This is a genomic window from Bordetella sp. H567, assembly GCF_001704295.1.
In the GTDB taxonomy this organism is placed as follows: Bacteria; Pseudomonadota; Gammaproteobacteria; order Burkholderiales; family Burkholderiaceae_B; genus Bordetella_C.
Genome location: NZ_CP012334.1, coordinates 5,407,876 through 5,420,350, shown reverse-complemented (window position 1 = coordinate 5,420,350; position 12,475 = coordinate 5,407,876). Strand labels below are relative to the sequence as shown.

At 65.8% G+C, this 12,475-nt stretch carries 9 protein-coding genes; 5 read left to right on the top strand and 4 right to left on the bottom strand.

What is annotated here, in order from left to right; all coding sequences use genetic code 11:
• Positions 1 to 23 precede the first annotated feature (23 nt).
• Together AKI39_RS24240 and uvrA are read right to left on the bottom strand one after the other, a co-directional pair.
• Positions 24 to 689 carry a glutathione S-transferase family protein gene (locus AKI39_RS24240; protein WP_066641726.1) on the bottom strand — a complete coding sequence of 222 codons (666 nt, stop codon included), beginning with the start codon at positions 687 to 689 and terminating at the stop codon, positions 24 to 26.
• A gap of 157 nt (positions 690 to 846) precedes the next feature.
• Entirely contained in the window at positions 847 to 3,744 is a 2,898-nt protein-coding gene (gene uvrA / locus AKI39_RS24235) for an excinuclease ABC subunit UvrA (RefSeq protein ID WP_066641725.1), read from the bottom strand.
• 109 nt (positions 3,745 to 3,853) lie between these two features.
• On the opposite strand from uvrA, the gene AKI39_RS24230 reads away from it, so the two are divergent.
• The 4 genes from AKI39_RS24230 to dbpA all read left to right on the top strand — a co-directional run bounded on the left by AKI39_RS24230 (position 3,854) and on the right by dbpA (position 9,728).
• A complete protein-coding gene (locus tag AKI39_RS24230; protein ID WP_066641724.1) occupies positions 3,854 to 5,038 on the top strand; it encodes an MFS transporter in 1,185 nt (394 codons plus the stop codon).
• 322 nt (positions 5,039 to 5,360) lie between these two features.
• Entirely contained in the window at positions 5,361 to 5,879 is a 519-nt protein-coding gene (gene ssb, locus AKI39_RS24225) for a single-stranded DNA-binding protein (protein ID WP_066641722.1), read from the top strand.
• Positions 5,880 to 6,285: 406 nt separating this feature from the next.
• The gene (locus AKI39_RS24220; protein WP_201258533.1) at positions 6,286 to 8,199 is read left to right on the top strand and encodes a B12-binding domain-containing radical SAM protein; all 1,914 of its coding nucleotides are present in this window, start codon (positions 6,286 to 6,288) and stop codon (positions 8,197 to 8,199) included.
• A gap of 140 nt (positions 8,200 to 8,339) precedes the next feature.
• A complete protein-coding gene (gene dbpA / locus AKI39_RS24215; protein ID WP_066641719.1) occupies positions 8,340 to 9,728 on the top strand; it encodes an ATP-dependent RNA helicase DbpA in 1,389 nt (462 codons plus the stop codon).
• 86 nt (positions 9,729 to 9,814) lie between these two features.
• On the opposite strand, the gene AKI39_RS24210 is transcribed toward dbpA, so the two are convergent.
• Positions 9,815 to 10,237 (bottom strand): GFA family protein, encoded by a 423-nt coding sequence (locus AKI39_RS24210; RefSeq protein ID WP_066641716.1) that lies wholly within the window; start codon positions 10,235 to 10,237, stop codon positions 9,815 to 9,817.
• 289 nt (positions 10,238 to 10,526) lie between these two features.
• On the opposite strand from AKI39_RS24210, the gene AKI39_RS24205 reads away from it, so the two are divergent.
• Positions 10,527 to 11,198, top strand: a complete 672-nt coding sequence (locus tag AKI39_RS24205) for a YrbL family protein (RefSeq protein ID WP_145925370.1) — start codon at positions 10,527 to 10,529, stop codon at positions 11,196 to 11,198.
• On the opposite strand, the gene AKI39_RS24200 is transcribed toward AKI39_RS24205, so the two are convergent.
• Positions 11,151 to 12,416 carry a hypothetical protein gene (locus AKI39_RS24200; RefSeq protein WP_145925369.1) on the bottom strand — a complete coding sequence of 422 codons (1,266 nt, stop codon included), beginning with the start codon at positions 12,414 to 12,416 and terminating at the stop codon, positions 11,151 to 11,153. The genes AKI39_RS24205 and AKI39_RS24200 overlap by 48 nt on opposite strands.
• Positions 12,417 to 12,475 lie beyond the last annotated feature (59 nt).

Genomic DNA, 12,475 nt, shown 5'->3' with positions numbered 1-12,475 from the left:
CCGGCGGATGCGCCGCGGCCCGTCTACCGGTGCGTACGGTAGGGCTCGTCCGGTGGCAGGAAGATCCCTTCCGCTTTCGCGTCGCGTATCCATGCCTGCATGGCGGGCAGCGACAGCATGGCGTCCATGTACTCGCGCACCGGTCCGGCGGCGGCCGTCACGCCGTAGGTGATGAAGCGCGAGACGACGGGCGCGAAGAAGGCGTCCGCGATGCTGAAGGCGCCGAACAGGAAAGGGCCCCCCTGGCCGTATTCCGCGCGGGTGTCCTGCCAGATGGCTTGCACGCGAGAGATATCCTGCCGTGCCGCCGGCGTGATATCGACGCCCGGCAGCAGCGCTTCCACATTCATCGGCAGGACGTTGCGCAAGTCGCTGAAGCCGCTGTGCATGTGGGCGGCGAGCGTCCGCGCGCGCGCCCGTGCTTTCGGCTCGGCGGGCCACAGCCGGGCCTGCGGGTGGCGTTCGGCCACGTATTCGCAGATGGCCAGCGAATCCCAGATGGCGAAGTCGCCGTCCAGCAGCACGGGCACCGTGCCGGCCGGGGTGATGGGGGCCAGGCGTGCCGAGAATTCCGGCGTGAACAGCGTCAGTTTTTCTTCCTTGAACGGAATCCCCGCCACGCTGAGCGCCAGCCACGGCCGCAGCGACCACGACGAATAGTTTTTATTGCCGATCAGAAGGGTGTACATAGAGGCTCCAGGCGGGTCCGGCGTGTTTGCGGTGACGTGTCCGCCCATACGGTGGCGTCGGGAAACCCCCCGGACGCGCGACGCGCGATGCCGTTGCGGCGCGCGTCGGGCGGGCGGCCATGCGGGTGATCCATCTGCTGCTCAAGCAGATGGAAGTCTACTTGGCTTTCCTGCGCAGCGGTGTCGTCGCCGCCGGCGTTGCCCGGGCGACATCCAGCACGCGCTGGAGATAGTGGCCCGTATGGCTTTCCGGCGTTTCGGCCACGGCTTCCGGCGTGCCCTGCGCCACCACGCGGCCGCCGCCGTCCCCCCCTTCCGGACCCATATCGATGATCCAGTCCGCGGTCTTGATGACGTCCAGGTTGTGCTCGATGACCAGCACCGTATTGCCGGCGTCGACCAGCTGGTTCAATACCTTCAGCAGCAGTTCGATGTCATGGAAATGCAGCCCCGTCGTGGGCTCGTCCAGGATGTACAGCGTGCGGCCGGTGCTGCGCCGCGACAGTTCCTGCGAGAGCTTGACGCGCTGCGCCTCGCCGCCCGACAGGGTAGTCGCGCTCTGGCCCAGGCGCAGGTAGGACAGGCCGACGTCCATCAGCGTATGCAGCTTGCGCGAGATGGCCGGTACCGAATCGAAGTATTCCAGCGCCTGTTCCACCGTCAGGTCCAGGACTTCGCTGATGTTGCGCCCGCGGTAGCGGATCTCCAGGGTTTCGCGGTTGTAGCGCTTGCCCTGGCAGACGTCGCAGGGCACGTACATGTCCGGCAGGAAATGCATTTCCACCTTGACCACGCCGTCGCCCTGGCAGGCCTCGCAGCGGCCGCCCTTGACGTTGAAGCTGAAGCGGCCGGGATCGTAGCCGCGCGCGCGGGCTTCCGGCACGCCGGCGAACAGTTCGCGGATGGGCGTGAACAGGCCCGTGTAGGTGGCGGGATTGCTGCGCGGCGTGCGGCCGATGGGGCTCTGGTCGACGCTGATGATCTTGTCGAAATGCTCCAGGCCATCCAGCGACACGAAGGGGGCGGGCTCGGCCTGCGCATGATGCAGCTGGCGCGACACCGCGACCGCCAGCGTGTCGTTGATCAGCGTGGATTTGCCGGAGCCCGACACGCCCGTGACGCACACCAGGCGCCCGGCGGGCACGCGCAGATCCACGTTCTTCAGGTTGTTGCCGCTGGCGCCGGCCACCACCAGCCAGGGCAGTTCGTCGTCCACCGGACGGCGCTCGGGCACCTGGATGGCGCGGCGGCCGCTCAGGTATTGCCCCGTCAGCGATTGCGCGTCGTCCTGCACCTGCGCGGGCGTGCCCTGCGCCACCACCTGGCCGCCGTGCTCGCCGGCGCCCGGGCCCATGTCCACCACCCAATCGGCGGACCGGATCATGTCTTCGTCGTGCTCGACGACGATGACGCTGTTGCCCAGGTCGCGCAGATGCTGCAGCGTGCCGATCAGGCGGTCGTTGTCGCGCTGGTGCAGCCCGATGGAGGGCTCGTCCAGCACATACATGACGCCCGTCAGGCCGGAGCCGATCTGGCTGGCCAGCCGGATGCGCTGCGCCTCGCCCCCCGATATCGTGTCCGCGCTGCGGTCCAGCGACAGGTAGTTCAGGCCCACATTGTTCAGGAAGCTGAGCCGCGCTTCGATCTCGCGCACGATGCGCTGCGCGATCTCCTGCTTGGCCCCGGTCAGCGCGAGTTCCTGGAACCAGCGCAGGCAGTCCGACAGCGGCATGCCTTCGACTTCGTAGATCGCCAGGCCGTGCCGTTCGCTGTCATCGCGCTTTTCCGCGCCGATCAGGACGTGCCGCGCTTCGGCGCGCAGGCGCGAGCCATGGCAGTCCGGGCATACCTTGATGTTGCGGTACTTGCCCAGCTCTTCGCGCACCGTGGCCGAATCGGTTTCCTTCCAGCGCCGCTCAAGATTGGGGATCACGCCCTCGAACACATGCCGCCTGACCGTACTGCGGCCTTTTTCGTTCAGGTAGACGAAGGCGATTTCCTCTTCGCCCGACCCGTACAGCACCTTGTCGCGCACGGCGTCCGGCAGGCTTTCGAAAGGCGCCTCGATGTCGAATTCATAGTGCGCCGCCAGGCTGGTCAGCAGCGTATGGGTGAAGGCATTGCGGCGGTCCCAGCCGCGGATCGCGCCCGCCGCCAGGCTCAATTCCGGAAACGCCACCACGCGCTTCGGATCGAAGAAGCCGACCTGGCCGATGCCGTCGCAGCTCGGGCAGGCGCCCATGGGGTTGTTGAAGCTGAACAGGCGCGGCTCCAGCTCGGGCAGGCTGTGGCTGCACACCGGGCAGGCGTAGCGGCTGGAAAACACCTGTTCGCGCTCGCTGTCCATGTTCAGCGCCACCACGCGGCCGTCGGCCAGCGCCAGCGCGGTCTCGAAGCTTTCCGCCAGGCGTTGGCCGCTTTCGGCACGCACGCGCAGGCGGTCGATGACCACGTCGATGTCGTGTTTTTCGGTTTTCTTCAGCGCCGGCATGCTGTCGATTTCGGCCATCTGCCCATCCACGCGCAGGCGTACGTAGCCCTGTGCCTGCAGGCTGGCGATCTCGTCCTCGAAGCTGCCCTTGCGGGCGCGCGCCACCGGCGCGAGGATCGCCAGGCGCGTATCGGCCTGCCAGCCCAGCACCGTGTCGACCATCTGGCTGACGCTTTGCGCCTGCAGCGGCAGGCCGTGGTCGGGACAGTACGGCGTGCCCACGCGGGCGTACAGCAGGCGCAGGTAATCGTGGATCTCGGTGATGGTGCCGACCGTCGATCGCGGGTTGTGGCCCGCCGCCTTTTGTTCGATGGAGATCGCCGGGGACAGGCCCTCGATCAGATCGACATCCGGCTTGTCCATCAGTTGCAGGAACTGGCGCGCATAGGCCGAAAGGCTTTCAACGTATCGCCGCTGGCCCTCGGCGTAGAGTGTGTCGAACGCGAGCGAAGACTTGCCCGAACCGGACAGACCCGTCATCACCACCAGTTTCTGCCGTGGCAGATCCAGCGAGACATTCTTCAGATTGTGGGTGCGCGCACCCCGAATGCGTATCGCTTCCATCGGGTTTAAGCAGTTTCAAAGGCCAACTTGGTACTATAGCGCGCCGAACTCGTCCTTGTTCGGGGTCGTGCCAGGCCATGGCGAACCCCGCCATCCCACGACACCACGAATGCCGCCACGTCCCCGACTTCAGCTGACCCTCCCTGAACGACGCACCAGCATTGCCCTGGCAGGCCTCTTCGCCTGTCGCATGTTGGGGCTGTTCCTGCTTTTGCCCGTGTTCGCCGTCGCCGCCCGCGGGTTGCCCGGGGGGACCGATCCGGCCAAGGTCGGCCTGGCGATGGGCATATATGGGCTGACGCAGGCTGTTTTGCAGATTCCCTTCGGCCTGGCATCCGACCGCTGGGGCCGTCGCCCCGTGGTGCTGCTGGGATTGGTGCTGTTCGTCGTGGGCAGCGTGATCTGTGCCCTGTCCCCGGATGTTTTCTGGATCACCATCGGCCGCGCGGTGCAGGGCGCCGGCGCGATTTCCGCCGCGATCACCGCCTGGATCGCGGACGCCACCCGCGACGAGGTACGCACCCGGGCCATGGCGATGGTGGGCGCGTCCATAGGCGTGTCCTTCGCCGTCTCGCTGGTGGCCGCGCCGCTGCTGGTGGGCTGGTGGGGGCTGCCGGGGCTGTTCTGGACCATCACCTGCCTGGGCGTGATCAGCTTCGCCGTGGCGCGCTGGTGGGTGCCGGTGGTGCCCCTGAGCGGCAACCGTGCCATGCGCGGGGCCAAGCCGTCCCAGGTGCTGCTGCACGGCGATCTGCTGCGGCTGAATTTCGGCGTTTTCTGCCTGCACCTGATCCAGGTTTCGCTGTTCGTGGTGGTGCCGTCGCTGCTGGCCAAGCTGGACGGGCTGGATGTGCACGATCTGTGGGAAGTCTATCTGCCGGTCATCCTGGTGTCCTTCGTGCTCATGGTGCCGGTGGTGTTCCTGGCCGAAAGGTACCGGGCGCACCGGGGCGCCCTGATGGGCGCGGTGGCCGGATTGATCGTGGTGCTGGGGCTGATGAACTGGGGCAGGGGTAGTTTCCATGCCATGCTGGCGCTGTTGACCTTGTTCTTCGTGATGTTCAACGTGCTGGAAGCGCTGCAGCCGTCGCTGGTGTCGCGCGTGGCACCGGCCGCGTACAAGGGCCTGGCGCTGGGGTTCTACAACACCTCGCAGGCCGCGGGCCTGTTCTGCGGCGGGGCGTTGGGCGGGATACTGGCGGCCCATGCCGGGCCGGGCGCGGTCTTCCTGACGGTGGCCGGATTGTCGATGGTCTGGCTGGCGGTTACCTGGGGATTGAAGCCGCTGGCCTGAGCACGGGCGGCGCCGGCTTGCCGCCATGCCAGAGCAGCCGCCATCGATGGGCGCCGGGGCCGGCGGCGCATGGGGCTGATGGCTCTGAAAGCAGGGGCGCGTCGTTTTTGTCAGCCCCCGTTAAACTTCCGGGTTGGAGCTGCGGTAAGCTTGCCGTATCGCAGCCAAGGCCGGACAGCACGTCTTCCTTGACGTTTCGATCCTGGCCTGCCAAGGCACGGCGTGGGGCGGTTTGGATCCGAACCGGCGCCACGCGCATTCAAAACGAAGTCATCTTGCCCAGGGACCAATCCGAGTCCCGGCAACTTAGGGAAATCAGCACATGGCATCTGTCAACAAAGTCATCCTCGTCGGCAACCTCGGGCGCGATCCCGAAGTGCGCTACAGCCCCGAAGGCAGCGCCATCTGCAACCTGTCCGTCGCCACCACGTCGCAGTGGAAGGACAAGGCTTCCGGCGAGAAGCGGGAAGAGACCGAATGGCACCGCGTCGTCATGTACAACCGCCTGGCGGAAATTGCCGGGGAATACCTGAAGAAAGGCCGTTCCGTTTACATCGAAGGGCGCCTGAAGACGCGCAAATGGCAGGACAAGGACACCGGCGCGGACCGCTACAGCACCGAAGTCGTCGCCGACCAGATGCAGATGCTGGGCGGCCGCGAAGGCGGCGGTGAAGGCGGCAGCTACGGTGGTGGCGGCGGCGGTTATGAAGACGCGCCGCAGCAGCGCCAACCGCGCCCCCAGGCGCAGCGTCCGGCGCCCCAGCGCCCGGCCAGCCAGCCCGCGGGTGGCGGTGGCGGCGCGGCGAACTTGACGGATATGGATGACGACATTCCGTTCTGAGTCGGAAAAATAAACTTCTTCGTCGGTCGAGGCCCGCGCTTCCCAGGGAGCGCGGGCCTTTTGCATATTCCGGCGATGATGGCCGCTAGGCCAGGAGCGAGGCGGTCATCGCCGATTCCGGCATCGTGGCCGACGGTCCCGGCCATCGTGACCCGCGAAACTTGCGACGCTACAGTGCGATCCGTCGTCGTCGACTACCCCTTCATCCATGTGACGGCATGGATCGGGCTATCGCCGAATGTGCACGACGGGTTACTTCGATCGGGGGCGTAGCCCTGGTGCACGACGTCGACGCGATCCGGACGGCTTTTCCAGTCCGCGCTTGCATTGGCGAGGGAAAGAAGTCGAATGGCGCGCCCCTATAATCGCCACTCGGCCTCTATCGGCGGCAATCCTGCCGCGCCTCATGTCTGCTCTGCCCTTGCGCGTGCTGTCCGTCATCCCGCCGATGACGCAGTTGAATACGCCTTATCCCTCCACTGCCTACCTGACCGGTTTTCTACGGTCGCGCGGGGTGGCCTCGTTCCAGGAAGACCTGGCGCTTGCGCTGGTCCTGCGATTGTTGTCGCGCGACGGTTTGCGCGCGGTGGCGGCTCGGGTCGAGGCGCTGCCGGCACAGGAACATAGTCGCGCCGTCCAGGCCTTCGTGGCGCAGCAGGCGCGCTACCTGGCCACGATAGGCCCGGTGATCGCGTTTCTGCAGGGCCGCGATTCGACCCTGGCCCACCGTATCGTGGGCCGCAATTACCTGCCCGAAGGGCCCCGTTTCAGTTCGCTGGACGTCTACGTGGACGAAGAAGGCGGCGATCCCTTGGGTTGGGCATTCGGCGCGCTGGGCTTGCATGATCGCGCCAAGCACCTGGCTACCTTGTATCTGAACGATTTGGCCGACGTGGTGCGCGACGCCGTCGATTCCCGCTTCGAGTTCGTGCGCTATGCCGAATCGCTGGCCGGCAGCCAGCCTACCTTCGACCCCTTGGCCCAGGCCCTGGCTGCGCCCACGAATCTGGTGGACGACACCCTGCGCGAGCTGACCGAGGAAGCGCTGGCGCGCCATGCGCCGACCATGGTGCTGCTGTCGGTGCCGTTTCCCGGGGCGGTCTATGCGGCTTTCCGCATCGCGCAGGCCATCAAGGCGCGGGATCCGGGCATCGTCACCGTGCTGGGCGGCGGTTTCGTCAATACCGAACTGCGCGAGCTGAAAGACCCGCGGGTGTTCGACTACTTCGACTATGTCACCCTGGATGCCGGCGAGCGGCCCTTGCTGGCCTTGCTGGAGCACGTGCAGGGCAAGCGTTCGCGCCAGCGCCTGGTGCGCACCTTCCTGCGCGATGCCGAAACAGGCGCGGTACGGTACGTGAACATGGTCGAGCCCGATATTGCGTTCGCGGAGGTGGGCACGCCCACCTGGGACGGCCTGCCCCTGGATCGCTATCTGTCGCTGCTGGACATGCTGAACCCGATGCACCGGCTGTGGAGCGACGGGCGCTGGAACAAGCTGACCGTGGCGCATGGCTGCTACTGGAAGAAATGCAGTTTCTGCGATGTCAGCCTGGACTATATCGGCCGCTATGAAGGCGCATCCGCCACGGTGCTGGCGGATCGCATCGAAGCCATCGTGCGCGAGACGGGGCAGACCGGATTCCATTTCGTCGATGAGGCCGCGCCGCCCAAATCGCTGAAGGCCCTGGCGACCGAACTGATCGAGCGCAACAGCGGTATTTCGTGGTGGGGAAACATCCGTTTCGAAAAGACGTTCACGCCCGAATTGTGCGAGCTGCTGGCCGATAGCGGCTGTATCGCCGTGTCGGGCGGCCTGGAGGTGGCGTCCGACCGGCTGCTGAATCTGATGAAGAAGGGCGTTTCGGTGGACCAGGTGGCCCGGGTGACGCGCGCCTTCACCGATGCCGGCATCCTGGTGCATGCCTACCTGATGTACGGTTTCCCGACGCAAACAGTGCAGGACACGGTCGATGCGCTGGAGTATGTGCGGCAATTGTTCGAGAACGACTGCATCCAGAGCGGCTTTTTCCACCGATTCGCCTGTACGGTGCATTCGCCGGTGGGGAAGAATCCCGAGGAATACGGGGTGAGCTTGCAGCCCTTGCCGCCGGTTTCCTTTGCCAAGAACGATATCGGTTTTCACGATCCCACGGGCGTGGATCACGACAGCCTGGGCAAAGGGCTGAAGAAGGCCATCTACAACTACATGCACGGCATCGGCCTGGACGAGGACGTGCGCGGCTGGTTTCCTTTCAAGGTGCCGCGCACGACGGTGGCGCGCGATCGCATACAGCGGGCCTTGCGCCAACGCGGGTAGCGCGCCCCGCGCATGCTGTCGATGTGCGGCGCGATGTGTCCGCGCAAGGGGGCGCCGGGCCGACGGACGCGCCGACACGACGCAAAGGCATACACTGTCGGTCAATCCAGCCTTACGCGGTTTCCGCGCCTTGCCCCATCGTGACCAACGCTCCCTTCTCGTCATTGCCCCTGCTGCCGGCCTTGCTGGACAATCTTCAAGGCCTGGGCTTCACACAGATGACACCTATCCAGGCGCAGAGCCTGCCGCTTATCCTGGAAGGCCGCGACCTGATCGCGCAAGCCAAGACGGGCAGTGGCAAGACCGCGGCGTTCGGCCTGGGCGTGCTGCAGCGCCTGGACGTCAACCGCCTGGTCCCGCAGGGGTTGATGGTTTGCCCTACCCGTGAACTCGCCGACCAGGTCGCTCAGGAGCTACGCCGGCTGGCGCGCCTGATCCCCAACGTCAAGGTGCTGACACTGTGCGGCGGCGCTGCCGCGCGTCCGCAGGTGGAATCGCTGGCCCGGGGCGCCCATCTGGTGGTGGGCACGCCGGGCCGCATCCAGGACCATCTGGCGCGTGGCAGCCTGGACCTGTCCGCGCTGGCGACGCTGGTGCTGGACGAAGCCGATCGCATGGTGGACATGGGCTTTTACGATGACATCGTCGCGATCGCCGCGCACTGTCCACCCCAGCGCCAGACCCTATTGTTCTCCGCCACCTACCCCGAGAACATCCGCAAGCTGAGCGCCCGCTTCCTGCGCAACCCGGCCGAGATCAAGGTGGAGGCGCAGCACGATGCCAGCCGCATCGAGCAGATCTTCTACGAAGTGGACGAAGTGGCAAGGCTGGATGCGGTGGCCACGTTGCTGGCGCACTTCCGGCCCGCGTCCACGCTGGCGTTCTGCAATACCAAGATCCGCAGCCACGATCTGGTGGAGCGCCTGCAATCCGAAGGGATCAGCGCGCAGGCGCTCAATGGCGATCTGGAACAGCGCGACCGCGATGAGATCCTGATCCAGTTCGCCAACCAGAGCTGCGCGGTGCTGGTGGCCACCGACGTGGCCGCCCGCGGGCTGGATATCCAGAACCTGGGCGCCGTCATTAACGTGGACGTGACCAAGGACACCGAGGTCCATGTCCATCGCATAGGCCGTAGCGGCCGCGGCGAGCAGAAGGGACTGGCGCTGAGCCTGTGTTCCCCCGAGGAAATGCGCTGGGCCACCCTGATCGAGCAATACCAGGGTGCCCCGCTGACGTGGAGCGACCTGAAGTCGCTGCGGGCCAAGGCCGATCGGCCCTTGCGCGCGCCCATGGTCACCCTGTGCATCCAGGGCGGCAAAAAGGACAAGCTGCGTCCCGGCGATCTGCTGGGGGCCCTGACCGGTGATGGCGGCCTGGCTTTCGAACAGGTCGGCAAGATCCACATCACCGAGTTCAACGCGTATGTGGCGCTGGACCGCCAGATCGCCAAGCAGGCCTTTGCGCGCATCTCGAACAGCCCTATCAAGGGACGCCGGTTTCGCATGCGCTTCCTGGAAGACATCTGATCGCTTGCTACTCCCGCCTTTTCAACAGGGTGGGCCCATATCCCGCAGCGCCGGAGGGCCGGGGATGCGGATGAAAGCGGGGCGGGTCAATCGGACGGCAGGCCTTCGTGCTGCGGAAGACCGTCCGTGATTTCGTACCAGCCGGCTTTCGAACCTACGAAGATATGCATTGAGGGACGGATCGATGGCGTGTCGACCAGCGTCCCCATGGCGACGTGGGCATACGCGCCATCGCGCACGACCGAATAGAGCAGCGATCCGCATGTGCCGCAGTGGACATCGTGCGTGGCCGTCGGGTCCCCATGAATCATCGTCCGGGCGGTACCGGGCACCAGCGCCAGACGGCCCAGCGCAATGCCCGCGAACGCCTTGAAGGCGGACCCGGTGGCGCGCCGGCACTGCGAACAATGGCAGTTCATGGCGTATTCGAAGCGGTCTTCGACGGTGTATCGCACCTGACCGCAAAGGCAGCTGCCGCTGAGGCGGTCACCCTGTCCGCGTTCGGGCATGTGGAATCCCTTGAGTGCGTTTCGCCGCCCACGTGGGAGGACTACGTCTCCAGCCAGATCCATCGGATGAGCTGAAGCAGTGAGGCGCGGCGTTTTAACCGCCTGTCTACCAGATATCGCGTCGAAATTACGTTGAACCGATTGTGTCGAAAGGTGATGTTCCGACAAGTCATTGGTTTGCAACGTTTTTTGGGTAAGCGCGTTGCCCTCGCGCGACGGCATACTGAAAGACGATTGTCATATTGCACGCATCGACGTCAAAATAACCAAAACATTCGACAAAAATTCCATGAGCACACTTCCTCTGGGGCGTTCGGTCGACGGGGCCCCCCTGCAGGATGTCGTACTTGTTCTTACCGAGAAGATCGGCTCGGGCAATGACCGCGAGGTCTGGCGGCACCCGTTGAATCGGGCGCTGGGCGTGAAGGTCGCCAAGCCGGAGCAGGAACGGGCGCAGAACGACATCGACCTGCACTACAGCGCGCATCTGGAACGCCTGGGTGTGGCGGGTCCGCACGTGCCGCGCGTGCATGGCTGGGTGCGGACCAACCGTGGCCGCGGCCTGGTGGTGGATCTGGTCCAGCGGGCCGACGGCACGCCCTGTCCCACCTTGTCCCAGGCCGTGCGCAGCGGGACGATCACCGAGATGGAAGCAGTCGGGCTGATCTACGAAGCCTGTGAATGGCTGACGCGCAACGGCGTCATCCTGGCCGATTACGGGCTGGACAACTTCCTGATTCGCCAGTCATCCGTGGCGGGTCGCGCCTACCTGGTCTTTGTCGACGGGCTGGGGACGCGGCACTTCGACTTCAAGTACTGGGCGCGCTGTACGTTCACGCCGCTGGAACAGTGGACGGCAAGGCAGAAGGCCCTGGCTTTCCGCGACAAGACCCTGGCCATGCTGCGAGACCGGTCAAGCCGGCTCTGGGTCCCCAAGAAACAACAGCACCTGGCGGCCTGACACTTCGGGCCGTGCGCCCGTATAGCAGAACAGGGTCGCAGGGATGCGGCCGCGCCGAACCTGGTCCAGGTACATCTCGTACAAGGCCACGATGGCCTCCTGCGACATTTCCTGCTTGCGCTGGTGGATGATCGCCGGCGGACACGATGCGACGATCAGTTGACGCGGGCGCGGCGCCAATGCACTGCACAGGCCGTACGTCGCGATGCGGCGGAAAGGTTCGGGGCTGTTCAGACGGACGTTGCGTACGAAATAGTCGTAGAAATAGCGGTCCAGGATCAGCGGCTTGCGCCAGCCCGTGAACAGCTGCAACAGCGAAAACGCCGTCCATGCCACCGGCAGGATCAGCCAGAGGCGCTTTTCATCCCGCACGTTGCGCGGTTCGCGGCCCCAGTAGAAGAGCGGCTTGCGGAACAGGCGCTTGAAGCGCCTGAAGCGGAAGCGCTTGCCCTGGGGGCCTGACTCGATGCCGTCGATCAGCGCGGTCTTGCCGCTGCCGTCCGGGCCGACCACGGCGGTGGTGCGCCCCGCGGGCCAATGCAGGGCGCGGCGCGCCCGCCATGCCAGGCGCTTGAGCGCGATGGCCATGGGGGGAATAAGGGCTATGCCGCGCGTGCGCAGGAAAGCGCTGGCGGCCTCGTGCCCGTCATCCAGGGCCAGCGTGCCCGCCAGCAGTCCGTTCAAGGCATCGTGCAGTCCCGCAACGCCCGCGGTGCGTTCCGCGAAGTACGCCAGGCGCTCCCGGACGAGCGGTGCCCGCAGGTCCTTGCGTTTGTGGTGCAGGTGCAGCAGGAACAGGGCCGCCAGGAGTTCTTCGCGGCCCGCGGCGTCCAGGTGTTCGTAGGCGCCATAAGCCACGCCCGCGCGGCTCAGGCGGCCGCCGGCGCTGCGCGTGCGCAGCTCGGCGTGCGGCCAGAATTCCAGCGTCACGCGGCGGGCATGCTCATCCAGTAGTTCGACCTGTCGTTTGAACGGCGCCGACTGGCGCAGGATGAAGCTGACCCCGGCTGCCTGGCAAACCGAGAACACTGCCTTCAATATCTCGTCGAAACGCGCCTCGTCGATGAGGAAATCGAAATCGCCCTGGAATATCCCATCGCCGTGGATGTCGCGGGGCCGCAGCATGACGCAGGGGATGCGGCCGGTCCGGCCCAATTCGATGAAAGCGCCCAAGGCTTGAGCGCAATCGGGCGAATGCGGACGGGCAGGTGTATCCATCGGGTGTCGCCCTTGAACAGGCGCCGAAGCGGGCGCGGCGGGCGTACGAGGCATGTCGG